Source organism: Thermoproteus thermophilus (assembly GCF_055392855.1).
Genome location: NZ_AP042466.1, coordinates 895,328 through 917,725 on the forward strand (window position 1 = coordinate 895,328; position 22,398 = coordinate 917,725).

Annotated in this window: 23 protein-coding genes and 3 tRNA genes; 12 read left to right on the plus strand and 14 right to left on the minus strand. The window is 59.8% G+C overall.

Annotated features, from left to right (window positions below; translation table 11 throughout):
- Nucleotides 1-177: 177 nt before the first annotated feature.
- Complete coding sequence (locus tag ACZ5PA_RS05325) at nt 178-1,536, plus strand: ankyrin repeat domain-containing protein (RefSeq protein ID WP_464929308.1); 1,359 nt, start codon at nt 178-180, stop codon at nt 1,534-1,536.
- On the opposite strand, the gene ACZ5PA_RS05330 is transcribed toward ACZ5PA_RS05325, so the two are convergent.
- The 5 genes from ACZ5PA_RS05330 to ACZ5PA_RS05350 all read right to left on the minus strand — a co-directional run bounded on the left by ACZ5PA_RS05330 (nt 1,512) and on the right by ACZ5PA_RS05350 (nt 4,925).
- Nucleotides 1,512-2,630: a hypothetical protein gene (locus ACZ5PA_RS05330; RefSeq protein ID WP_464929309.1), complete on the minus strand. Its 1,119-nt coding sequence runs from the start codon at nt 2,628-2,630 to the stop codon at nt 1,512-1,514. The genes ACZ5PA_RS05325 and ACZ5PA_RS05330 overlap by 25 nt on opposite strands.
- Entirely contained in the window at nt 2,627-3,466 is an 840-nt protein-coding gene (locus tag ACZ5PA_RS05335) for a hypothetical protein (protein WP_464929310.1), read from the minus strand. Before ACZ5PA_RS05335 ends, ACZ5PA_RS05330 begins: the two co-directional genes overlap by 4 nt.
- The gene (locus ACZ5PA_RS05340; RefSeq protein WP_464929311.1) at nt 3,454-3,714 is read right to left on the minus strand and encodes a hypothetical protein; all 261 of its coding nucleotides are present in this window, start codon (nt 3,712-3,714) and stop codon (nt 3,454-3,456) included. The genes ACZ5PA_RS05335 and ACZ5PA_RS05340 overlap by 13 nt, the downstream gene beginning before the upstream one ends.
- A 47-nt stretch (nt 3,715-3,761) precedes the next feature.
- Nucleotides 3,762-4,097 (minus strand): hypothetical protein, encoded by a 336-nt coding sequence (locus tag ACZ5PA_RS05345; protein WP_464929312.1) that lies wholly within the window; start codon nt 4,095-4,097, stop codon nt 3,762-3,764.
- Between the two features lie 663 nt (nt 4,098-4,760).
- A complete protein-coding gene (locus ACZ5PA_RS05350; RefSeq protein ID WP_464929313.1) occupies nt 4,761-4,925 on the minus strand; it encodes a hypothetical protein in 165 nt (54 codons plus the stop codon).
- 65 nt (nt 4,926-4,990) lie between these two features.
- Here ACZ5PA_RS05350 and ACZ5PA_RS05355 point away from each other — a divergent pair, with 65 nt between their 5' ends.
- Together ACZ5PA_RS05355 and ACZ5PA_RS05360 are read left to right on the plus strand one after the other, a co-directional pair.
- The gene (locus ACZ5PA_RS05355; RefSeq protein ID WP_464929314.1) at nt 4,991-5,248 is read left to right on the plus strand and encodes a hypothetical protein; all 258 of its coding nucleotides are present in this window, start codon (nt 4,991-4,993) and stop codon (nt 5,246-5,248) included.
- 784 nt (nt 5,249-6,032) lie between these two features.
- Nucleotides 6,033-6,143 (plus strand) — tRNA-Arg (locus ACZ5PA_RS05360).
- Nucleotides 6,144-6,224: 81 nt separating this feature from the next.
- On the opposite strand, the gene ACZ5PA_RS05365 is transcribed toward ACZ5PA_RS05360, so the two are convergent.
- Nucleotides 6,225-6,331 (minus strand) — tRNA-Gly (locus ACZ5PA_RS05365).
- A gap of 125 nt (nt 6,332-6,456) precedes the next feature.
- Between ACZ5PA_RS05365 and ACZ5PA_RS05370 the strand changes: the two genes are divergently transcribed.
- Genes ACZ5PA_RS05370 through ACZ5PA_RS05380 form a run of 3 tightly spaced genes read left to right on the plus strand, consistent with a single transcriptional unit; the run spans nt 6,457 to nt 8,534 of the window.
- Nucleotides 6,457-6,702, plus strand: a complete 246-nt coding sequence (locus tag ACZ5PA_RS05370) for a hypothetical protein (protein ID WP_464929315.1) — start codon at nt 6,457-6,459, stop codon at nt 6,700-6,702.
- A 48-nt stretch (nt 6,703-6,750) separates the two neighbouring features.
- Nucleotides 6,751-7,806 carry a hypothetical protein gene (locus ACZ5PA_RS05375; RefSeq protein ID WP_464929316.1) on the plus strand — a complete coding sequence of 352 codons (1,056 nt, stop codon included), beginning with the start codon at nt 6,751-6,753 and terminating at the stop codon, nt 7,804-7,806.
- Nucleotides 7,807-7,847: 41 nt separating this feature from the next.
- On the plus strand, nt 7,848-8,534 hold the full coding sequence (locus ACZ5PA_RS05380; RefSeq protein ID WP_464929317.1) for a phosphoribosyltransferase: 687 nt from the start codon (nt 7,848-7,850) through the stop codon (nt 8,532-8,534).
- A 468-nt stretch (nt 8,535-9,002) separates the two neighbouring features.
- On the opposite strand, the gene ACZ5PA_RS05385 is transcribed toward ACZ5PA_RS05380, so the two are convergent.
- On the minus strand, nt 9,003-9,608 hold the full coding sequence (locus ACZ5PA_RS05385; RefSeq protein WP_464929318.1) for a mechanosensitive ion channel domain-containing protein: 606 nt from the start codon (nt 9,606-9,608) through the stop codon (nt 9,003-9,005).
- A gap of 80 nt (nt 9,609-9,688) precedes the next feature.
- Nucleotides 9,689-10,783: an MFS transporter gene (locus ACZ5PA_RS05390; protein ID WP_464929319.1), complete on the minus strand. Its 1,095-nt coding sequence runs from the start codon at nt 10,781-10,783 to the stop codon at nt 9,689-9,691.
- A 28-nt stretch (nt 10,784-10,811) separates the two neighbouring features.
- Here ACZ5PA_RS05390 and ACZ5PA_RS05395 point away from each other — a divergent pair, with 28 nt between their 5' ends.
- Nucleotides 10,812-12,089: a vWA domain-containing protein gene (locus ACZ5PA_RS05395; RefSeq protein WP_464929320.1), complete on the plus strand. Its 1,278-nt coding sequence runs from the start codon at nt 10,812-10,814 to the stop codon at nt 12,087-12,089.
- A gap of 93 nt (nt 12,090-12,182) precedes the next feature.
- Here the strand turns inward: ACZ5PA_RS05395 and ACZ5PA_RS05400 are convergent.
- Nucleotides 12,183-12,272 (minus strand) — tRNA-Lys (locus tag ACZ5PA_RS05400).
- A 142-nt stretch (nt 12,273-12,414) separates the two neighbouring features.
- On the opposite strand from ACZ5PA_RS05400, the gene ACZ5PA_RS05405 reads away from it, so the two are divergent.
- The gene (locus ACZ5PA_RS05405; protein ID WP_464929321.1) at nt 12,415-13,599 is read left to right on the plus strand and encodes a hypothetical protein; all 1,185 of its coding nucleotides are present in this window, start codon (nt 12,415-12,417) and stop codon (nt 13,597-13,599) included.
- Here ACZ5PA_RS05405 and ACZ5PA_RS05410 read toward each other — a convergent pair.
- Complete coding sequence (locus tag ACZ5PA_RS05410; protein WP_464929322.1) at nt 13,566-13,781, minus strand: hypothetical protein; 216 nt, start codon at nt 13,779-13,781, stop codon at nt 13,566-13,568. The two genes, ACZ5PA_RS05405 and ACZ5PA_RS05410, sit on opposite strands and share 34 nt — an antisense overlap.
- A 181-nt stretch (nt 13,782-13,962) precedes the next feature.
- Between ACZ5PA_RS05410 and ACZ5PA_RS05415 the strand changes: the two genes are divergently transcribed.
- A complete protein-coding gene (locus tag ACZ5PA_RS05415) occupies nt 13,963-14,274 on the plus strand; it encodes a DUF2175 domain-containing protein (protein ID WP_464929323.1) in 312 nt (103 codons plus the stop codon).
- Here ACZ5PA_RS05415 and ACZ5PA_RS05420 read toward each other — a convergent pair.
- Entirely contained in the window at nt 14,271-15,956 is a 1,686-nt protein-coding gene (locus tag ACZ5PA_RS05420; RefSeq protein ID WP_464929324.1) for an alpha-amylase family glycosyl hydrolase, read from the minus strand. The two genes, ACZ5PA_RS05415 and ACZ5PA_RS05420, sit on opposite strands and share 4 nt — an antisense overlap.
- 29 nt (nt 15,957-15,985) lie before the next feature.
- Between ACZ5PA_RS05420 and malA the strand changes: the two genes are divergently transcribed.
- The gene (gene malA, locus ACZ5PA_RS05425) at nt 15,986-18,106 is read left to right on the plus strand and encodes an alpha-glucosidase MalA (protein ID WP_464929325.1); all 2,121 of its coding nucleotides are present in this window, start codon (nt 15,986-15,988) and stop codon (nt 18,104-18,106) included.
- Here the strand turns inward: malA and ACZ5PA_RS05430 are convergent.
- Nucleotides 18,099-18,917, minus strand: coding sequence for a shikimate kinase (locus ACZ5PA_RS05430; protein WP_464929326.1), 819 nt, complete (start codon nt 18,915-18,917; stop codon nt 18,099-18,101). The two genes, malA and ACZ5PA_RS05430, sit on opposite strands and share 8 nt — an antisense overlap.
- The gene (gene aroC / locus ACZ5PA_RS05435; protein WP_464929327.1) at nt 18,917-20,011 is read right to left on the minus strand and encodes a chorismate synthase; all 1,095 of its coding nucleotides are present in this window, start codon (nt 20,009-20,011) and stop codon (nt 18,917-18,919) included. The genes ACZ5PA_RS05430 and aroC overlap by 1 nt, the downstream gene beginning before the upstream one ends.
- A gap of 102 nt (nt 20,012-20,113) precedes the next feature.
- On the opposite strand from aroC, the gene ACZ5PA_RS05440 reads away from it, so the two are divergent.
- Complete coding sequence (locus ACZ5PA_RS05440; protein ID WP_464931227.1) at nt 20,114-20,848, plus strand: shikimate dehydrogenase family protein; 735 nt, start codon at nt 20,114-20,116, stop codon at nt 20,846-20,848.
- 9 nt (nt 20,849-20,857) lie between these two features.
- Entirely contained in the window at nt 20,858-21,103 is a 246-nt protein-coding gene (locus ACZ5PA_RS05445) for a PaREP1 family protein (protein WP_464929328.1), read from the plus strand.
- Between the two features lie 393 nt (nt 21,104-21,496).
- On the opposite strand, the gene aroD is transcribed toward ACZ5PA_RS05445, so the two are convergent.
- On the minus strand, nt 21,497-22,372 hold the full coding sequence (aroD, locus tag ACZ5PA_RS05450; protein WP_464929329.1) for a type I 3-dehydroquinate dehydratase: 876 nt from the start codon (nt 22,370-22,372) through the stop codon (nt 21,497-21,499).
- Nucleotides 22,373-22,398 lie beyond the last annotated feature (26 nt).

Here is a 22,398-nt window from a genome sequence, read left to right on the forward strand (position 1 = left end):
GGGCCTTATAGGCGCCCTGGGCCGGCTGTGAGTAGAGGAGGTTGAAGCCTCGTTAAGCTGGACACACGACGGGGGCTCGTGTAGGTGCGGCTCCCGTATGGGCGCCAAGCGGTGGGAAGCTCCGCGTTGTTGCAAAGTCGACGATACGATATTTTTAAGTCTGTGCCCGTCTAATGCGTGGCTGAGGGCTGTGGGGCTTTGTTTGGAAATCGCGACGTCGAGGCAGTGGAGAGGCTTCTTAAAGGGGGATGCGACCCAAATATTAGAAACGAACACGGCGAGACCCCCCTCCACTTGGTTGCGAAGAACGGCTACTTAGATGTAGTGGAGCTTTTACTCAAATACGGAGCAGATCCAAATGTAAAAGACAGAGACGGCTGGACGCCGCTGCACATAGCCGCTAGAGAGGGTCACGCCGACGTGGCGGAGCTGTTGCTCAAACATGGCGCCGATCCGAACGCGGAGGATAAGAGTGGTTACACGCCTCTGCACTACGCCGCTGATGAAGGCCACGCCGGCGTAGTAGAGCTACTGCTCAAACACGGAGTTGACCCAAATGTAAAAGACGGCGAAGGCAGGACGGCCCTCCTCTCTGTGGCGGGGAGTTATTGTATTGAATTCTTTGTGGCAGGGGACGACTGCCTCGAAGTAGTCGAGGTATTGCTCAAACACGGCGCCGATCCGAACGTAAAAGATGGCGAAGGAAATACGCCGCTACACCACGCCGCTAGTAAAGGCTACGCCAACGTGGCGGAGCTTTTACTTAAACATGGCGCAGATCCAAACGTAAAAGACGGCGAAGGCAAGACCCCGCTCCACTTGGCGGCGGGGGGCGGCCACCTATATGTAGTGGAGCTTTTACTCAAATACGGAGCTGACCCCAATTTAAGAGATGGAGACGGCTGGACACCGCTACACGTAGCCGCTAGGCATGGCTTTGCCAACATAGTCGAGCTACTGCTCAAACACGGCGCCGATGTAAACGCGAGAGATAGACGCGGCCGGACGGCCCTCCACCACGCCGCTATTAAAGGCCACGCCGACGTGGCGGAGCTGTTGCTCAGACACGGCGCCGATCCGAACGTAATGGACGACAGTGGCGAGACCCCCCTCCACAGGGCTAGGGACGTGAGGACTGCCGAAGTCTTGTTAAGATACGGGGCGAGGTTAGTGGAACCCCCGCCCAAACGCGGTGCAGACCCCAACTTAATAGACGAAGACTACAAGACGACGCTATACCGTGCGGCAGAGTTCTGCGAGGAGGAGGCCGCAGAGGCTTTACTCAAACGCGGAGCAGATCCAAACGCGTTAGACGAAGATGGAAATACGCCTCTCCACTACGCCGCCCGTGGCGGATGTCACAGCGTCGCGCTCCTCCTGCTCAAATACGGAGCCGACCCGGGCGTCAAGAACAAGGAGGGGAAGACCCCACTAGAAGTGGCGAGAGAGGCGCACAACTACTGCCTAGCCAAGCTAATAGAGTCCTACATAGAGGCGGCTGGGTACAAGGCCTACCTACAGAAGATTTTCTCGTAGATCTCGCCGCACTTCGCCCCCTTCCCGCATAACTCGCACTTCCCCCCTTTCCCGCACAACCTCTCGCACTCATCTTCAAACAAATACCTACACACGTGGCCGCAGTCTACAAACCTCGCTGATATGAAGGGGTAGAAGTCGAAATTGCAGACGAATTCGTACTCCCAGGGAAATTGCACAAGAGGCCACTTCAAGAAGTAGCGCGGATCTACAAATGAGAACTCATTTACAAACACATCATCAAACCCCCTACGCCTCGCCCACTCATACACCCCCTCAAGACGCTCCCTCACCCACCTCACTGGCACAATTGGATAAAATGGCGCATAGGGCGGTCCTCTCACGTCGTAGATCTCGCCTCGGTAAGGCTCTCTCACCACTACCCTGTCTCCCACTCTAATAGCTGTATACAAGCCATCTTCGCCTAACAACACCCACTCGCTCGAGTCGAGAGTGCCGAGGACAAAATCCCAAGCCAAGTACTCGTCCCCGCCTCTGCCCACAAGGCGGAGGTAGTCGTTGTCGACCTCCACTATGCGGAACTCCTCGCCGACGAGGCTTCCCCGGCCGGGGAAGGAGGCGGGAGGAGGCGGCGAGTCGAGCGATAGTAATTTGAACGCGTCGATGACCTTAAGCCTAGGGAGTTGCATAAATCGGAGAGCTATAAACGCCCGGAGGTAGGAGAGGTCGTAGTCCTCCTCTAACCTAGACCAACATTCTTCGCATAGAGCTGGAGATTGGGCGAGGACTATGCTGTAGGGAATGCCGCTTCTGTGATAACCCCTCGCCACTAGCCTGCTCCACACCACCTCTCCGTCTTCTGTTGCGCCGGGTAGCGGCGGGGCTGGCAAGTCGGCTACGTAGCCATCTACATAGCCGTACTTAATCCACAATACTCCCTGCTCCAACACGTCGATTCCCCGCTCTGTATCTACAAACACGAAAACTACCTCGCGCGGCGGGCCTATGTAGCCAAAAAGTTTGTAAGGCCTAATCTCGAAGAGGCGGAAGTTCGTGACGCCTCTCCTCACAGCCACCACGGGGTACTCGAGGAAGATCGACTCCGTCCTGAATTCAAAACGTATACATCTCATAGTTGTACATACACTGGGTACACCTCCTCGCGTAGGTTTACAACTATTTTAAACTCCCACTTATACGCCACAAGAGGCCACTTCAACAAATACACAAGGTCTACTGGAGGCCTATAAACCTTCGCCTCGTGCCTCCCAGCGCGGCGCCACACCTCCCCCAGCCTCTCCCTCACCCACTTAACCGGCACAACTGGGTAGAAGGGGGCGTAGGGAGGACCCCTAACGTAGTAGATCTCGCCTCTGTACGGCTCTCTCACCACTACTCTCTCGCCTTCCCTCCTCGCGACATAAAGCCCATCTTCGCCTAACAACACCCACTCCCCAGAGTCCAGAGTCCCCAATACGAAATCCCACGCCAAGTACTCATCCCCACCCCTACCCACAAGGCGGAGGTAGTCGTTGTCGACCTCCACTATGCGGAACTCTTCGCCTACTAGGCGGCCCTGGCCGGGGAGGCGCTCTGTGGACTTGATCGATACCTTGTTCCAATGAGGAGAGGCGTAGAGGGCGGGGTCCAGCTTGTAGAAGAGGGCGAGCAACCTCGGCGGGGGGAGGGCCTTGGGGATTGAGATGGGGCCTGCGACTTCGGGGTGTAGCAGATAGGTTTGGGCATGGCCTGCTGTCAAAAGCCTGCTCCAACCCCCGCCGGGGTTTCTAAACGGGGGGTAAGGCGCGTCCGCCACGTAGCCCGCCACATAGCCCACTTTATGCCGCCCGACGTAGACCTCTGCGCCGCGAATTTCAGCTAGGGAATACCCGTCACAACGCCTCAGCTGACAACAAGGCTCGGAACAACAAACCCCCCAGACCCTCCGATATGCAACTACCTTATCCATCCCACAACCGGGCTATACTTCGCGTATTTATCCATCACCTCGTTAACCACCTCGTAAACACCGCCGTAGAAGCTACGGCTGTAGCCCTCAATAGAGCGGTACAGCGCGTAAACTTCATCGGCAAGGTCTTCATAGTTAATATTTTGCAACTCCTTAAGATTTGTATCAATTATGAATATAGTTGCCTTGCCCTTGTTGGGACTATCTTTATATCTTTCAGCGAGGACTAGGACAAATTTAACGCTCACACCCTTTTTGGGGACGATAAGAGCCGGCGCGGCGTAAAACGCCGAGCTTACCCCCCGCCCTCAGATCCAGCGCCGTTAAAAACCGCCACAAGAGCCGACACATACCCGGGATCTTTCTCCAGCATACCATCCAGCGCCTGGGCGTAATCAGCGACCCTCCACAGCTTTAAATCGGTAGGATCTCGCACGTATTCCACATTTTTCACTTCTCCCAACACTAAAGTATCTTCAGATTTAATGCCGAGGAGGTCAGTCCTTAGATTAGAAGACTTGAGTTTTATAGACAGAGCCTTGCACCACTGGCTATTGGCCTCCACGCCATCGCTCGACAGAGTGACCTCGGCGCCTATACTAGCGGGGTCAAATTCGAGGAGCTTAAGCACAATAGCCATTGAGAAGTACTTATATAAAGTCTCTGTATCTTTAACTGTACGAAATACTGACTCATCTACTGAAAATTCAACTAAAAAGTCTGGACATCCTTCCCCATAATCTTTACTCCCTCCACTTTCCATATACTACCCGAAAAAGCGCGTGATATGCCCAACGCCACGAACAGGTCATTCCCAATAACTATAGGCCTCCCGTTAAAATCGTCAAGCCTCACCACTAAATAAGACGACCCCTCGGCGGATAGGTATTGCACGCGTAACTGTCCATACGAAGACACACATTACTTGACCCGCCCCCGCATAAGCTCTCAAACACAAGTCACAGACGGCGAGGCCGAGACACGTCGCCAAGGTCCTATGCCTAGACAAGGTGTACATCTTCGGCGGCAGACACAACAAGTCCACTATGTGGATCTTCGACCGGGACTTAAATCCCCTCGGCGAGTATACACTGAGTGAAGTAGGCTCCCTCGACTACAGAGGCCGCCCCTCCTTCGACGGGGAGAAGATATACGTGGCGGGGAGCGACAAGTGTCGGGCAGGGCGAGGGGGCAGTGTACGCCACACGCCTTTAGCCACCTCCGTCCGCAGCAGCTGAGAAGCCTATGCGTACAAGGCCGGCATAACCAACTCGCACATAGACTACGCCGGCTACTACAGCCCGGGGAGCACGTCGGGAGGCGCCTCGTCCTTCAACGCGACCTTCTGGATCCCGCAACTCTTCATAATAACGTACACGGCGTCTCCGTTAACTGTCATAGATTGCAAGAACACGGGGAGGAACCCAGCCCGTATTGTTAACAATACGCGGACCCTCACCCTCTCAGGAAGCCCCCAACGCCGGTCGAACACACGGCGCGGCCTACGCGGACGACTCCTACTGGATGTTAACCCAAGGCGCTAATGACGAGAACATCGCAGTGTTGGGGAACGAGATCGGCGTTGATTTGATAACAAGCGCTCGACACTATCGGCGCCTCGACGTCTTCGACCACGAGTACATATACGCCGATATTTACTGGGTCCTCTACTACAATCCAGGACAAACGCCTACCTATAGAACCTTCGTCCCGCAGACGACGAGCGACCCGTTCATAACGGGGATAACCTCGTATTCGCAATACGTGCCCGCGTACTGCTGATGAGCTCGTATTCGCAAACGCTGGACGCCTATTACCTACTTTAAGGGCCGGGGGGCTCCCCGATAACACGCCCATCCACGGCCGCGTAGCACTGCAGTGAACTAACATTTAACGTCGACGAATCTCCACAAGCCCGCCCCTAGACTTCGCGGTAGACGTCCATAAACTGCTTGTACCAGCACTCGTACTCCTCAGCCGTCGTTGCGTGTTACCATCGCCTATTTTTTAAAACCATTGCGTGTTCTGTCCGCGTGATGAAACGGCCGTGACTAGACGCGTGACGACGTGTTTCTAGACTGATCGCGGAGAGCTGACGCAATTGCCGCAATCCACATACGCCGTCTTATATATCGCCTTCCTACTCCTCTATCTCGGCCAACGCGAGCAAATGCTCAGCGGGAGGGCCGCTTTGTCCGCCCCTAAGTCGTCCAACGGCTTGGAGCCCTCGGCGTCGCCGCGCGGCGGGGTCGTTGTCCGCTTCGGTGCGCCCGCTCCCCAAGTGGAGCGCCCCCTCGTCCCCTCCGACTCGACGCAGATCGTGGGCCTCTGCCGATTTGCCAGAAGCCGAGAAGGGCCCGGTCGACTTGAAGGCGCAGGGGGCTCCCGGGACCTCTAACGCATATCGCAGACAGCGCCCGACCGTGGGCCGTCGGCGGCTAGGGCGTAAAGCGTAGGGCGGGGCAGAAGAGCTGGCGGCCGTCTATAAGCCGGTTTCCGGCGTCGGCCGCCCCTCGCCTTGAGGCCTCTCCCGAAATTTTTTAAAGTCTCGCAATCCTTAAACCAAGGGCCCGTAGCTCAGCCAGGATAGAGCGGCGGAGGCGAAGCCGCCGAGCCTTCTAAGCCGTAGGTCGCGGGAGGGCTAAGCCCGCGAGTTCAAATCCCGCCGGGCCCGCCACCTTTATGGGAGGACGAGTCAGGCCGGAGGCCGCGGCGCAATTGCTCGCATCGGCAGTAGCGCTAGACGGCAAGAAGCCGGTGGTGCGGCGGCCGGGATTCGAACCCTATCCCAGCCCCCTTTCGGGGGCCTGACGGGATCAGCGGCTTGGGAGGCCGCCATCCTAAACCAGGCTAGACTACCGCCGCTCTACTCTCCAGTCTTTAAGTTGTTGTCGTTTATTTTTAAGCATTTCGCCCCTAGGGCGGAGGCGCGCCCGACTGGCGCCCCGTCGGCCGAGGCGAAAGATATTAAAAAACCTATTAATCTTATCATGTTATTGATGATTTTTAGAAGGCCTAGGGAGATCGACATCCCCGGCGTCGAGGCGGCCACCGTCGATAAGATCCCCCCAATAGAGGGGAAAATAGTCGTGGTCGTCGGCGATAGGGATTTGGCGGAGCGCCTAGGAGTCGCGTATATGACGGAGGAGGAGGCCGAGAGGTTCCTAGAGGAGTTGAGGAAATCAGTAGGGAGTGAGCTTCCTAGAAGCGCCGTTGAGCCCAACCCGCTAAGCTAAAAAATCCGCTAGTAAAATAGCTCGGTGAAGAGAGGCGAGGGCTGAGCGATGCTGAGGGATTTGAACGCTGATATTCCTTTTAATTTAAGCCGCGGCGTTGGGGTGCTCGTCGACGAGCTCTCCGCGGATCTCGGCAACGGCCTCGTGCTGGAGCTCAGACGCGACGGCGTTAAGCTGGGCTCGTCCTTCGTCCCCGGCGAGGTGTCCGTGAAGGGCGGCGAGATCCTAGTCGGCGGCAGGCCGTTGGAGCTGTCATACGCGGTCAAATGCCCTGCGAGAGTCGGCGGCGTTGAGCTGTGCGGGGACGCGAGGAGGAGGCCCCGGTTCGTATACAAGGCCGCGCACGCGCCGGGGCTCTCGGACTCTTTAAGGATCGCGGAGCTCCTCGCGACTGACGCGCTCAACAAAGGCGATTGTCTGGCCTACTACCTCTATTCGCTGATCAAGGGGAGCAGGACTCTTTGGAGCATATATCTCAGGAAGGAGCCTGAGAGGCCCGAGGGCCCTTGTAGCTTCGTGGACGAGTACTTCATATCGCGCGGTTTAAGGGAGAGGGCTCCCCACGACCCCGCGCGCTTCTCGGAGCTGGACGTCTGGACCAAGGCCGCGTTGGGCCTTCTCCGTTTCGGCGAAGTCCTAGGCCTCGTCGAGAGGAGCTGGAGGGGCTTCGTAGTGGCCATGAGGTACGGCATCTACTCGGCGCTTAGGTGGGATCTGCCCCAGAGCCGCGACTCATGGCTCCTCCTCCTAGGCCTCTACTCGGCCTTAGACCCCTTCGCCATGCCGGGCGGCGTGGCGCTCGACAACGGCGTCTTGAGGGCTCTGCCGTATTTAGTCGTGAGGATAATGGGCAGATACGCGGTCCTCTTCTCGTCGGGAGGTAGGCCCTTCACGGCGGCTAACCTCAACGTGATGGCCTCGGGCGGCAGGATAAGAGGCGATTACGCCTTCTGCGAGGGGGTTAAATGCGTCGTGGGGGACCTCTACTTCAACTCGTGCCCGGACTTGGACTGCGCCGTCGTGAGGACGTGGGATTTCGAATACAGAGGCAAGCCGATATGCTCGGACTTGTACTCCTTCATAGCGATGAGGCCGTGTAAATAATGCGGAGCAATACATAAAAGGGCCGGATATCTGGTCGATAAGTGCCCAAGGTGCCCGTCAAGGTGGTCAAGTGGGAGGAGGTAGTGGCGTGGTCGAGGAAACTCGCCGACGTTATAAGGGCCAGCGGCTGGACGCCCGACGTGGTCGTCGCAGTGGCCAGAGGGGGGTACGTGCCGGCGAGGCTCCTCTGCGATTTCCTGGGGGTCCAGGACTTGCTCAGCGTCCAAGTAGTCCATTGGCCCAGCGCGGCGCAAGTGACCGAGAAGGCCTACGTCAAGTACGGCCTCTCCGTGGACCTATCGGGCAAGGAGGTGTTGGTGATGGACGACATAGTGGACACGGGCGACAGCGTCATTTTAGCCAAGGAGGTCGTGGAGAGGTGTTGTAGGCCCAAGTCCGTGAAGACGGCCGCCCTCCAAGTCATAACAAGCACCACGAAGTACGTGCCTGACTTCTACGCCGTCGAGATCAAGGACTGGTACTGGTACCAATACCCGTGGACCGCGCTGGAGGATATGTCGAGCTTCATAGTGCGGATGATGCGCGAGGAGAAACAAGAGCTCTGGACTCTCGACAAAATCGTCGAGAAGTTCGTCGAGTGGTACGGCAACGAGCTGCTCGAGGAGAGGTTCTTGTACTTCAGAGAGGCCTTGGAGAGGCTGAAAAAAGGAGGGGTCATCCGACAAGTGGACTGCGGCGGCTACGTCTGCTACCAGCTGGGCGGCTAGCCGTCGTCGCCAAGGCCCTCATGGTTTTTAACAGCTGAGGGGGTACGAGGGGCTGATCCCCGACGAGGGCTGTCCTGCGGTTCTATTATAAAAGTATTTAACTCCTCCCTAATTGCGCTCTCCACGTTCCCGCAATCAGAAGAGTATTTATATATGCCATACACAAACCCCTAACCGTAAGGCGCCCGAAGCAGCGCGTTAGGTCTAGGGCAAAATGTGCTCCCAGACCTCGCGTCCCGCAGATCCTGTTCTCGCTCCAGAAGCGCCTGTATGCGACAAGGCGAGCCGCCCTCACTGGAGCCCCCATCGTCTTGCACGAGTGCCGCTAAAGCGTACGGCCGGCTTATGGACGTAACGGCAAGAGGCGCGTGGTACTGGAAGGTCTCGCTGACACCCTCACGACTGCAATAAGGCTCTATAACTGAGAGGCTAAAAAGGGGGGTCCTCAGACAAGGACAGCGGCTGTTATCAGCTAGACTGCTTCGGCTTTATGTAGACCTTATTGCCTATAATAACGCTGTTCGGTATCAAGACCCTCGTGCCGTCGTTTTTGAGCACCGTGGTGAACAAAGTGGCCACGTCCTCCACCACGCCGTCCTCGCCCGCTATGTTGACCAAATCGCCGATCTTGAAAGGCCTAATTATCAAGAGGAATAGGCCGGCCACCGCTTGGCTCAATACTTGTTGCGTCGCGAAGCCTATGACGATGCCTATAAAGCCGCCGAGGGCCACCCCCGCTGCGCCGCCGGCGGCTCCTCCGGCTATCGAGGCGGCCAACGCGCCGATGCCGAGTATCCTAACGACGTTCCTTATCGAGGCCGCCGTTGGGTGGTCGTATTTGGCCCTCAAGGTCCAATAGAAGAACTCGGCTATCCCCGACACGATGAGGAAGCCGAACGCCAGCGCCAACAGTATCTGCGCGTAGGACTCGTAGCCTTGAGCGTGTATGTTGTATTGCGGCAAGAGCGTGCTCATGAGGTAATGGACAGCCGCAGACACTATCACGTAGATGATTATGTAGACGACGGTCTTGGCTATCGCAGATCCCGCTTTTTTGGCCGTTTCTGCGCTCATGTGATTTCCATTACGCGGGAATTAAAAGTGCGAGAATTATACAAGAATAATATCGCAAGGCCGCCGAGCCGACCAAGCCCTTAACGGCCGCGGCTCACCGCGGCGAGCATCGCCATGGCGGCGGCGGACGAGGCCAACACGAAGAGGACCGCCGCCGAGCCTCCCGCCGTCGCGTATATGTAGCTGAACGCCAAGCTGCCCAACACGCCGCCCACGGCCTTGGCCGTGTAGAGGATCCCGTTGTTGACCGTCGCGTACCTCGCGCCGAATATCTTGCTGGAGGCGTTCAAGTAGAGGAGTATGAGCGAGCCGCCGAAAAGGCCTATCAACACGGTGCCCGCCGTCGGCGCGCCTACAGCGAAGAGCGCGGCGCCTAGGGTCGAGGCGGCTAGCGCGACGTATAGCGCCTTGAAGACGCCCCACCGGTCGGCCAAGCCGCCCAGGGCGGGCCGCGCCAAGCCCACTACCAGCGGATATACGGAGGCCAAGACGACGAGCTCCCGCCCCGAGCTCAATAAATACAAAGACGAAGCCAACGTCAAGAGGGGGACAGAGCCGAGGGCGTAGGAGGCGTAGAGCAGCCAAAACCTCGCGTCTCTGGCCATCTGCAACGGCGTCCTCCCCGTGAGCCCTGCGGGGTAGTCGACGATGGCCATGAGCGTCGGCAAGACGGCCGCCTCGACGAGGCCTATCGCCAACGCGGCGGCTTTAAAGCTCCCGACAGCCGCTATGATGGGGTTGGCCACGGCCGAGCCGAGGCCGAAGCCCAAGGACACGAGCCCCGTGGCCAGCCCCATGTTGTCCCTGTACCATTTGACGGCCAAGTTGAAGGCTATCCCGTAGAGGACCCCCTCGCCCGCGCTGCCCAAGGCCCAGAAGGCGTAGAGGACGGGCAGATTAGGCGACAGCGCGGCCCCCAAGAAGCCCAACGCCGACAAGAGGGCGGCGGCCACGCCCACGGCCCTCGGCCCCTTAACGTCGGCTAGCCCCCCTCCGAACGGCTGTGCCAAAGTGGACGCCACTACGTAGATCGAGAAGCCAGCGGCCGCGAGCACTGCGCCCACGCCCAGCTCGGCGCCGAGGAGCGGGGCCAGTATATTCCAAGTATACTGATATAGGGAGTTGAAACACATGACCACGAACCCTATTAACAGATATCTGGATCTGCCGAGCACTACGTTTAATGGGCGCCACTTTTTTAACGTGGGCCTTCTGCTAAACGTCGACTACGAGGACCCGCTCGCCAAGCTAAGGGCCAGGGATGTGCTGAGGCGCCTCCCCTCGGCTAGATACGTCGGCGAGGAGGAGGCCATCGACGCCTTCTACTTGCACTACAGGAAGCCCATTTTCGGCGGAAGGGCCTCGAGCGAGGTCTGGGCCCGCTTCGTTAGGACCTACGCCGAGTCGAGCTACTACAAGACGCTCGGGCCCATGTGTCGCTTGAACCCGAGGGCCTCCCGAGAGGCCGCAGTGCGGCTCTTAAGGGCGTACCAAGCGTTTCTGGACTCCCTCGAGGCGGGGCGCGGGAGGTTCTGGCTGGGGAGAGGGCTTTGGCTTAGGTGGTCGGAGGCTTTGAGGAACATACGGCGCTTCATGGGGGATCCGGCGGACGCGGACAAGCTGTACGCCTCGCTCAAGAGGCTGGCCGAGGTGTTGGGGACCGGCAGATCGGGGGATCCGGCCTCCTTGGCCATATCCATAGCGGCCGACCCCGCCAGGGCGAAGCTGGCTGACGTAATCGCCGACGTGGCGGAGCTAGTCTCCAAAATAGGCGTCGAGGAGCCGGAGGAGGGCGGCGGCGTCGGCGATATTTCGATCGAAGGGGTGAGGCACGGCTCGATCTCCGCGTTGAGGAGGGCCACCAACGCCACCAAGGCCCTCTACTCCGCCGCACGCCCTCTATTCGCCTACAAGCTGGCCACTTCCACGCTCGCGGTCAAGCTCTACTCAGCGAACAAGAGGCCTCCCCTCTACATACTGCTCGACAAATCCGGCTCCATGTACGACGTGGTCCCGGAGCTGGGGATGAGGCGGATATCGATTGCGGCGGCCTTGGCCATAGCTCTGTGGCGTAAGTTCAAGGGCTCTTTGCTCCGCCTATTCGACGTCGAGGTCCACAAGCCCGAGTCGGAGGACGTGATAGAGCTCTTGTTAAAGGTGACGCCCTCGGGCGGGACGAGCATATCCAAGGCCGTCGCGGCGGCCGTGGAGGAGGCCGCGCGTCTGCGTAAGAAGTACAAGCTCGTGGTGATAACCGACGGCTACGACGACTCCTTGAACCCCTCGACGTTCGAGGAGGCGAGGGGCGCCTTCGCCGAGGTGGAGGCCTACCTAGTGGGAGGGAGGGGGCTAAGGGGGGTTAGGTACAAGGACGTGTTGGCCTTGTTGCCTCTTAGGGAGCTCCGCGAACGCGTCGACGACGTGTTGCCCGCTGTTATATACCCGTCGGCAAAAGCACGCTCTGGGCTACATAGACGCTAGCGCCGAGAGGTCTACGCGGCCTCGTAGTGTCTAGGGCCGATACGAGGACGTGGAGCAGCCCAGCAAGAGAGGGTTCAACGCGCGGAGACAAGGCGGGCCCGGTGGGATTCGAACCCACGACCTACGGGTTAAGAGCCGCGGCGGCCTCGCCTCCGCCGCTCTACCAGGCTGAGCTACGGGCCCCGCGGCAAAGTATATACGGTTTTAAAAATTTTAGAGCGCTGTAGAGCTCCGGTTGTGCGCGAGCCGACTGGAGATAGCCCAACCGCCGCGCGCCCGCCGACGGTCGCGCCTGTAACTTATATTACGGAGTTTTCAATACGACGTGAGGGCCTTGTTCTTGGGGCCCACGGGCGTCAACATGAGGGAGGCCATCGCGGCAGTGGCCAAGTACTTCTACCGCGCGAGGGGCCTCCCCGAGGATCCGGAGGATAGGGAGGCGAGGCGGGCCCTGGCGGTGTACTTCTTGGAAGACTTCTTGAAGTCCAAGGTGGACTGGGTGGCTTTTCTGTCTAGCGACGATTATAGATGGCAAGAGGAGGAGTGGCGATCCGCCTTCGTCAGGATGCTCAAGCGCCTCTCGGACGAAGGCCCCGAGAACGCGCTGGTGGGCATGAACTTGCCCTTCTTCAACAGAAGCCGCTTCTTCCCGGCCTTCGACCTCTCCCACTTCAGAGAGTTGAAGCCCGATATCGTGATAACCCTCATAGAGGAGGAGCACGTGATGTGGCGCAGGGTCCAAATGCGGGAGGAGAGAGGGAGGCGCACCGGGGCCGACTTCAGGCTCAAGGACATAGTGGCTTGGCGGAACACGACTATACTCCTAGCCGACATAATATCGCGGGAGCTCGGCGTGGACAACTACGTAGTGGCCGTGAAACACCCGGCATCGACGTTCTACAAGCTCATCTTCGAGAGGGGGGTTCTCAGAGTCTACCTCTCCTTCCCCATAACCGCCGTGAGGGACAAGAGGGAGGCCAGGGCCGAGATAGACGAGTTCAGAAGGCGCATGCACTGGCGTTTCGTGGCCTTCGACCCCCTCATGGTGGACGAGAGGGCCTTGAGGACAGCGTTGGCCAACTCCAAGGGCGACGCAGTGGAGGTCAGAGCCGAGGACGTGTGGAACGTGCCGGCCGGCGTGGAGCCCGCGTGTAGGGACGAGGAGGATCTCTACCCCATAAGGATACCTAGAGATCAAGTAGAGGAGGTCCTGCGCGATCTCGACAACATGATACGCTACAAGGACTTCCGCTATATACAACAATCGGACGCAGTGGCTGCGTATAGGCCGTTCATGGGCAAGTCCTTGAGCAGGGGGATGTTCGCCGAGATAAATTACGCCCTCAACACGGCCCACAAGAGGGTTTTCATATATTGGCCCAAGGAGGATTGGGAGCCGGGCATGGAGTCGCCGTTCGACCCGTCGTTGGGCGTAGTCGAGCGCGATCTGGACCGCTTAGTGGCCAATCTCGAGTCCTACGAGGAGGAGCTCAAGGCCTTGAGGCGGTAGGACTCCAGATACTCCAGTGCCTCCTCCCCCACCACCTCTATCGACCCCCCTCTCCTCTCGTCGTACGTGTAGACGATAACGTCGGAGCCCGGGACCAAGGCCACCTTGACGCCGGCCCTCCTCAAGGCCTCCGCGTGGCGGGCGGCGGGGGACTCCCTGCCTATGATGACGATAGTGGGCATGGAGAAGCTCCGCAGAGCCAATTTATCGCCAACGCTTATTTTCCCCCCACCGGAGAGCGCTGGAACTTTCGGCGAACAGCCGCCGGAGCGGCGAGGCCGGTTTCGAATCGGGGCGGCTCGAGGGTAGAAGAGGAGGCGCCCGTCGCGATCCTCACTTTTAAACGCATAACGCGAATACGCCATGAAGCGCTGGACGTGCTACGTCTGCGGGAAGGACGTAGTGGAGGGTCAGTTGTTCACGTTCACCAACAAGGGCGCAGTCCACTTGAGCTGTTTCCAGAAATCCGTGGGGCCCAAGCTCTACAAGAACAACACGGACGCGGCCCTCCTCGAGCTTGTGGTGTTCGCCAACGAGGGGATAGTCAAGGTGAAGAACGTGGAGGACTTAATAGAGGACGAGGAGGTCAAGAAGCTGGCGCTCGAGCTCAGGAAAAGCCTCGAGGGCTTCGCGGCCAGGCTCACCAACAAGCTAGTGGAGCGGGTCGGCGCCTAGAGCGAGTAGTACCCATCCGGCGCCTTCACCTCGGCTTTTTCCGCGCGCCTGTCCAACCTCAGCGTTATCGAGGCGTTCCTCAACAACAGCCTATCGCCCTCCCCGAACACCTCCCGCACGGGCCCCTCGGCGATTTCGGGATAACGCCTCCTCAATCGGTACAAGACCTCGAGGGCCGCGAGGAGCTCCGGGTCGGGCCTCAGCTCGTCGAGAGGCGTTCTGTTGGTGTGGTCGGCCGCGAGGCCCTTGGCGCAAGCCTCGCCCCCCGCGTATACCGCCGGGACGCCCGGCATGGAGTATATGAACGCGTAGGCGAGGACGGCCCTCCTCTTGCCCGCGAGCGAGCAGAACCTGTCCGTGTCGTGGTTCTCGACGAAGGTGTACATATACCTCAACTGGTTGGGGCCGACTCTGGCGAGGTACCTCTTGACGCGTGCCGCGAACTGGGCCGCGTCTATCTTGTCCAAGGCTAAGAAGTCCAACAAGGCGTTGTAGAGCTCGTAGGCCGTGAAGCCGTGGAACGCGCCCAAATAAGCCGCGGGATCGCCGGTGTGCTCCGCGAGCAAGTAGTGCGTCTCAGCGTACGGGCCCAGGAGGCGGGCCCAGACCTCTGGAGGTACGCCGTGGGCTACGTCGAACCGGAAGCCGTCCGCCTTGCCAGACCAAAAGGCCAAGACCGATTCGGCGTATTCGAGGACCTCGCGCTTCCTGTAGTCGAGCTTGGGCATGGCCCAGACCTTCATGAAGGTCTCGTAGGGCGGATCCCCTTTGAGGAACAAGGGCCAGAACGATCTCGGCAACGTCTCGGCGATTCTCAACGCGAGCTCGGCGGCCTCCTCGTCCTTCACGCGGAATAAATCCCTCCTCTCCTTGAACAGCTTGGACTTCAAGCCGACGTGGTGCAACACCACGTCTAACACCACGCCCAGCCCCTTCCCGCGGGCGCGTCCTCTGAGCCTCTCGTAAGCCTCGAGCCCTCCCAAGAGCTCGTCCACCGACATGTGGTCCAAGACGTCGTATCTGTGATAGCTCATCGCTCTGTATATGGGATGGAGGTAGATGGCGTCGGCTAACTGCGCCGCGTAGTCCAACAGATCGGATAGGTCATCGAGGGTCCCCCCGCAGAGGTCCCTCCTCAGATCTCTGCAGTCGAGCCTCTTCTTGACCCTATCGGGCATTACCTCGTACATAACGAGCGGCGCCCATTTAGGCCTCCTAAAGGGCCTCACCTCGTCCACCTCGATCCTCAAGCCGCAACACTCGATCGCGTAGGGAGGCCCGTCGACGATGGCTCTGTACAACGCGCGCCTCCCTATCGAGATCAACTCCTCGCCCCGCGCGCAGTACGAGCGGCCGCACACCTCGGGCGGCTCGGCCGCGTAGGCCCTGACCTCGACCTCGTCGCCGAAAACTCCCACGTAATACGGCGAAGGGGCGTGGAACAACGCCGAGGGCGGCTCCACGACGCACTCGGTGGCCGATGCGCCGAGCTCGTAGCGCCCAGGCGGCAGCCTCAACGTGGCGCACGAGACGCCGCCGCGGGGCTCGAGGGGGAACGCGCCCGGGAGCCCTCCGCCTAGAGGCGATACGAGGTACTCGGCGCCTGCCTCCGCGCAGACCTCTACCTCGGCCGCCGCGCCGAAATAGCCGTCGGCGACCCAGCGTAGCACGCGACAGGACATGCCCTATAAATACGCCCTATTTTTATCGCATGCAGTACGAGTTGGGCAAAAAGACGTTGAGGATACGCCTCGACGAAAGGCCCGTCGTAGAGTTCGACCTCCCGAAAGGCGAGCCCGTCCCCCAAGTCGAGACGGCGGGGGATGTCGTCAAGGCCAGTTGTTGCGGAATAGACGTCGTGTTCAAGATCTCGGTGGAGGGGGAGAAGACCCTTATCTGGAAGCCCTTGGCTCTAGACGAGCACGTGTTGGGGCTAGGCGAGAGGGCGATGCCCGTCGACAGGAGGAGGACGATCGCCGTAATGTTCAACTTCGACGCGTACGCGCACCTCCCCTTCATGGACCCGCTCTACGTCTCTGTGCCGTTGGCTGTGTTCGTGAGGAGGGGCAAGGCCTTCGGCCTCTTGGTCAACTCCCCGGCCTATTCGGTGTTCGACATAGGCGTTAAGGAGTACTCGGCCGTGAACATAGAGGTCGAGGACAAGCCGGAGATCTACGTGATATTCGGGCCCACGCCCATGGAGGTGCTCGAGACCTACGCGGAGATAACCGGGAGGCCCTTCTTGCCCCCGAAGTGGGCCCTCGGCTACCAGATATCGAGGTTCTCCTACGAGCCTCAAAACGCAGTGTTGGAGGTCGTCGACAAGGTGGCCGAGGAGGCGCCTCTTGAGGCCGTGTACTTGGACATAGACCACACGGACGGGGGGAGGATCTTCACGTGGGATAGGCGCAAGTTCCCGAACCCCCACGAGCTCATCGCTGAGTTGCACGAGAAGGGCGTGAGGGTGATCACGATACTGGACCCATACGTCAAGGCCGAGCCCGGCTACAGAGTCTTCGAGGAGGGCCTTCGCTATTTCTTGACTACCGAGAACAAAGAGCTCTACCTAGTGAGGGGGTGGCCGGGCCTCTCCGCCCTCCCCGACTTCCTCAACAAGAAGGCCAGGGAGTGGTGGGCTAAACTAGTCGAGGAGTACGTGAGGGAATACGACGTGGACGGCCTCTGGATCGACATGAACGAGCCCACTAATATGGACGGCGATATCCTCTTCGCGAGCGGCTGGGCCGAGCTAAGAAAGGCCGCGGCGCTCGGCCTAAAGCCCGGGCCCTTGCGGAAGGAGGAGCTGCTCAAGAGGACGGCGGCCGGAGCCGTCCACAAGCTTGACGACGGCCGCGCCGTTAGGCACGAGAAAGTCCACAACGCGTACGCCTATTTCGAGGCCATGGCGACGTACGAGGGGATCGCGAGGGCCGGGAAGAGGCCCTTCGTCTTGACCCGCGCCGGCTATGCTGGAATACAGCGATACGCAGCCGTCTGGACAGGCGACGTCGTGGCGTCGTGGGAGGGCCTCAGAGCGGCGCTCATGGCGGTCCTCGGCCTCTCCGCGTCCGGCGTGCACATGGTCGGCGCCGATATAGGCGGCTTCGCCGGCCACAGCGACCCGGAGCTAGTGGTGCGCTGGTATCAAGCATCGGCGTTCTTCCCGTTCTTCAGGGCGCATAAGGGGAGGGAGGGGAACGACACGGACCTCTTCGCGCTTCCGGCCAGACATAGGGAGGCCGTGGTGAGGGCCATAAGGCTTAGGTACAAGTTCTTGCCGTATCTATGGCACTTGGCCTGGGAATCGCACCTCACGGGGCGTCCCATACTGAGGCCGCTCGCTTTGGAGTTCCCCGACGACGAGGACGCGTTCAAGATAGACGACGAGTACATGGTGGGGCCCTATATCTTGGTCGCGCCCCACCTATCGCCTAGCCCCAAGAGGTCTGTCTATCTGCCCAGCGGCGTGTGGATGGACTACTGGTCAGGCGTGGTCCAGCTCGGCCCGTCTTGGATCGAATCGTCCGACGGGTTGCCCATGTACATTAGAAGAGGCTCCGCGATTTTAGGCGACGGCTTCCTCATGGTGTACGGCGAGGGCTCCTGGCGTATATACCACGGCGAAGGGGAAAGGCCTCTGGCGCTCGAGGTGAGGTCGGCCGGGAACCTCGTGGAGCTGTCCGGGGATCTCGTGGAGTTGGAGGAGCTGATAGTCCTCGGAGCTCAGTACTCTGAGGCGGAGGTGGACGGGCTTAGAAGGACCGCGGCCAGAGACGCCTTGGGGACCCGCGTCGAGATAGGAGGCGTTGCGAGGAGGATAACGCTTAGGTGACGCGGCAAGGGCCTCTGGGTATTTCGGCCTTTATGACGTCGCCGAAACGGGCCAACGCGGCCTCCAGCCTCTCGGGCTCGTCGGTCACGAAGACGTGCGACGGCCCCGTCCCAGAGACGCCGCCGACGGCGCCCAGCCTCGCCGCCTCTAAAGTGGGCGTGGGGTCGTAGCCCAAGGCGAAGCCGTAGGCCACCGCGTTGATAGCCATGGCCGTCCTCCAATCCCCTCTGAGGGCGTACAACACGGCGGCCCTCACGGCTGGCGCCACGAGCTTCATCTCCTCCAGCCTCCCTCTGCCCTTTCCCCAACGCGGTATCAACACGACTGCGCGGCCCCGCACGTCCAGCCTCCTCAAGAGCGCGTTCTCCGAGTTGTCCGTGAGCCAGGACTCGCCCAACGCTGAGGCCACCGCGTCGTCGAAGGCGCCGGTGACGCTGATGCCCACGGCTTTGCTTACCCGCGCGTTCAACCTAGCCGCCTCTAGACGGCTCAGCCCAAGCCCGAAGAGCTCGTTCAACGCGAGTATCAAGGAGTTCATGGCCGCGCTGCTCGACTTCAAGCCGCCGGCCGCGGGGAGATCGCCAGCGAACTCGACGCGCACTTCGCCGAACTTGAACCTCTCCCTCAACAACGCCAACGCCTTGTACATCGGGGAGAGATCCACGTCGGCGTATGAGGATACGCGATCCTCGTCGCTCTCGCAGACCTTCGCGATTACCTTAAGCGAGATCGGGAAGGAGGCGCCTATGCCCAACGCTATGGCGTTTATCACGCTTCCGCCTCCCCAAGCGCAAGCCTCGGCGCAACGCATCAAGAAAGCGGCCTATCGCGCCTTATTAGCCCCGCCCTCAGGGCGTGGTCCGCCAAGACCAACGCGGTCATGGCCTCCAGCGCCACGAGCGCCTTGGGCACAGTGGTCACGTCGTATCTCCCCTTGAACTCCAAGCTGTAGGGCTCCATCTTGGAGAGGTCCACTGTGCTCTGGGGCTTCCTCACAGACGGCGTCGGCTTGAACCAGGTCCTGAACCACACGGGCTCGCCGACGGTTATGCCGCCGAGGAGGCCTCCCGCCTTGTTCGTCGCGAGGCCCACTCTACCCCCCTTCAACACTATCGGGTCGTTCGCTTGGCTTCCCCTCATCCTCGACAGCTTAATCCCGGCGCCTATCTCGAAGGCGACTGAGCTCGGTATGGACATAGCGGCCTTCGCCAAATCGGCCTTTATCTTGTCGAAGACGGGCTCGCCGAGCCCCGGCGGGACGTTGACTGCCCATACCTCCGCCGCTCCGCCGATGGAGTCGCCCTCCTTAACGGCCTTCACTATCTCGTCGAGCATCGCCTTAAGGGCCTCGTCGTCCACGACGGGGATGGGCTTAGTCCAAGAGGCCTTGATGTCCTCGAAGCTGTACTCCTTGGATATTTGCACGCCGCCGAGCTCCACGATATGGCCGGCCACCTCGACGCCGAGGATAGACAACAGCTTCTTCGCCACGGCCCCGGCCGCTACGAGAGCCGCCGTGGTGCGGCCCGAGGCTCTGCCCCCGCCTCTGTGGTCGTAGTTATCGCCGTATTTGAGGTAGTATGCGAGATCGGCGTGGCCGGGCCTAGGCCTCTTCCAGAGCTCGTCGTAGTAGCTCGAGATGACCTTTTTGTTCCAGATCACTATGGCTATGGGAGTCCCCTGGGTTCTCCCGTCTTTGATGCCCGAGAGGATCTCGAACTCCTCGGGCTCGCACCGCGGGTTCAACACAGGGATATTGCAGAACATGCGCCGATCGAGCTCCTTCCTGATGTCCTCCTCGGTGAGGGGGAGGCCCGCGGGCACTCCGTCCACCACCACGCCTATAGCCCTACCGTGCGATTCGCCGAACGTGGCTATGCGGAGCTCTCTGCCGAAGAAGGACACGGGCTATGTTAAGGGATTATTAATTTTAGATTTCCGGAAAACTCCGTGGAGCTCTTCGCGGTGATAGGCGAACGCGTGAGGGATAAGTCGGCCTCGCCGGCGATGCACAACGCCTCGTTCAAGGCGTTGGGCGTCGACGCGGTATATATAGCTATCGACGTGCCGAGGGGGGAGCTCGGCTGCTTCGCCCAGCTGGCCCGGTTCAACCTCAGAGGATTCAACGTGACTATACCCCACAAGGAGGAGATAACGAAGTACCTAGACGGCGTGGTTATGGACGCCCGGGCCGTAGGCGCCGTTAATACAGTCAAGGTGGAGCGGAACTTGTTAGTGGGTTACAACACGGATTACTTGGCGGTCTACAGGCTGGCGGGGAGGTTCATGAAGGGCGCCAGGGTGTTAGTCCTCGGCGCAGGCGGCGCCGCGCGGGCCGCCGTTTACGCCGCAGTTAAGGCCGAGGCCGCCGAGATAACGATAGCCAATAGGACCAAGGAGAAGGCCGCCGCGCTCGCCTCCGAGTTCTCGACGAAGTTCGGGGCGAAGGCCGCGGGCGTTGGGCTCAACGAAGTCCCGAGGGCCGACGTAGTGATCAACGCCACGCCGATACACGACGCAGTCTTGGCGCCGCTCGACGAGGCCAAGGCCTACGTGGAGTTCGTGTACAACCCGCCGAGGACAGCCATGGTGAAGCTGGCGGAGGAGCTGGGCGTGAGGGTCGTCGACGGCGTTGATATATTGGTGGAGCAAGGGGCTGCGGCTGAGGAGATATGGCTGGGCGTGAGTCCGGACAAAGGCGTGATGCGCGAGGCGGTCTTGAGGTTCTTGGGCGTCAGCTAGGGGTCGATTATGCCGATTTTGTTAAGCGCCGTTGCCGAGAGGAGAGGCCTACCGCACTACACGCACAGAGACTTTTGGGAAGTCGTAGAGGCCTTGGTCGAGGAGACGAGAAACCCCGAGTACTCCACGTTGTTTAGCCTAGCCGAGAAACTCTACGCAAATTTCTACCACGGCTTTCTTAGAAGAGAGTCTTTCGACAAGCATAGAGAAGGAGCGCTGAGGCTTATAGAAATGTTAAAGGAGTTGCTTAAGTGACGCCGCCGGGGACACGGGCGAACGCCTTGGAGGCCTCTTGAGAGACAAATCCAATACTTAACCCAGCGTTCAGAGGGCAGTTGAGTATAAGGCAAAAGAATACGGCGTGTTGGCGGTCTACGTAAACCCTGGGAGCGCATTAAATGCGCCCAGCGCATAAAAACCCAATAACCCACAATGCTCAAGTCGGGAGGCGCAACAGAGTAGGTGTTACGGCACCGCGATGTTGTTGCCGTCTGGAACCCATAAGAGCCCGCCAAGGCGATGGGGACGTTGCTCCGAGCCCTGGCGTCTCCCTAGATGGGAGACCCGTGATGTCGAGCTCGACTGCTATCCACGACCCCACGGCCGTGGACGAGGCGGGACTCCCTAGGCGCGATATGGGACGACCGCCTAGGGGGAAACGGCCACTATCTGCACAGCTTTGCACATCTGGACTATCAAGTCGAAGAGCTGTTTGAAATCGCCTGCGCGTTTTAGGACCTCCTCCTCCCTGCTGTCGTCGTAGATCGAAAGCCCCAACGACCTCTTCACCCTCCCGATATCTCTACAGACCTCGAGCCTAAGCTTGAGCAGATGCATAAGCGCGGAATCTATGGCGTCCAGCGCCGTCCTCATATCCCTAAGCGACGAGAAATTGCTATATACTCCAAGCGCAGAATATATAGCCTCCATGGCGCCATAGCTCAACTGGCCGGGCGCGGCCGGCGCGTCGAGCGCGGCGTACGTAAACGGCGCTCCCATCAACGGGGCGAAGATCCTCGACATAAGGCCGAGGGGGCCCATGGCGAACGCGACGACGGGCCTCTCGGGCGATAAGAGCGATAGCACCTTGAAGTTGTCCTCCCAAGCCTTGGCCATAGTGGCTATCTTCATCACGTCGGCCCCCCTCGAGACCGCCTCGCGGGCCCAAGCCCTCAACGTCTCGACCTCCGGCGTCTTCTCGAAGTCGTGTCTGCTCAAGATCGCCTTGGCCTTGCCCTTGGCCTTCAACACCTCCTCGGCTATGCTCGAGGACATCTCGACGTCCACGTAATGGGGGCTCGCGTCGAGGGCCTTCAAGTAGAGGGACAACCGCTCCTCCTCAGAGCCCTTGAAGAAGCCCCCCTCCGCGGCCGACCTGACCGTCACTATCAACGTCTTCCCCTTAGTCGCCTCCCCGAGCAGTTCGACTAAAGCCCTCGGCTCCTCCCTATATGGGTCCAGCCGAGCCTCAATACACCTCACGGGAGCTCTCAAGGCTCTCTCCAAGTCCTTGGCCCTCTCCACTAGGACCGTGGCGCAGATTAGTACCC

Coding starts and splice junctions, on each gene's coding strand:
- ACZ5PA_RS05430 (WP_464929326.1), bottom strand. CDS start 18,917: ATGCGTTGCGCCGAGGCTTGCGCTTGGGGAGGCGGAAGCGTGATAAAC.
- ACZ5PA_RS05385 (WP_464929318.1), bottom strand. CDS start 9,608: ATGAGCGCAGAAACGGCCAAAAAAGCGGGATCTGCGATAGCCAAGACC.
- ACZ5PA_RS05445 (WP_464929328.1), top strand. CDS start 20,858: ATGCCGATTTTGTTAAGCGCCGTTGCCGAGAGGAGAGGCCTACCGCAC.
- malA (WP_464929325.1), top strand. CDS start 15,986: ATGCAGTACGAGTTGGGCAAAAAGACGTTGAGGATACGCCTCGACGAA.
- ACZ5PA_RS05370 (WP_464929315.1), top strand. CDS start 6,457: ATGTTATTGATGATTTTTAGAAGGCCTAGGGAGATCGACATCCCCGGC.
- ACZ5PA_RS05410 (WP_464929322.1), bottom strand. CDS start 13,781: ATGCCCACTATCGTCATCATAGGCAGGGAGTCCCCCGCCGCCCGCCAC.
- ACZ5PA_RS05420 (WP_464929324.1), bottom strand. CDS start 15,956: ATGTCCTGTCGCGTGCTACGCTGGGTCGCCGACGGCTATTTCGGCGCG.
- ACZ5PA_RS05335 (WP_464929310.1), bottom strand. CDS start 3,466: ATGGATAAGGTAGTTGCATATCGGAGGGTCTGGGGGGTTTGTTGTTCC.
- ACZ5PA_RS05375 (WP_464929316.1), top strand. CDS start 6,751: ATGCTGAGGGATTTGAACGCTGATATTCCTTTTAATTTAAGCCGCGGC.
- ACZ5PA_RS05355 (WP_464929314.1), top strand. CDS start 4,991: ATGTTAACCCAAGGCGCTAATGACGAGAACATCGCAGTGTTGGGGAAC.
- ACZ5PA_RS05415 (WP_464929323.1), top strand. CDS start 13,963: ATGAAGCGCTGGACGTGCTACGTCTGCGGGAAGGACGTAGTGGAGGGT.
- ACZ5PA_RS05330 (WP_464929309.1), bottom strand. CDS start 2,630: ATGAGATGTATACGTTTTGAATTCAGGACGGAGTCGATCTTCCTCGAG.
- ACZ5PA_RS05440 (WP_464931227.1), top strand. CDS start 20,114: ATGCACAACGCCTCGTTCAAGGCGTTGGGCGTCGACGCGGTATATATA.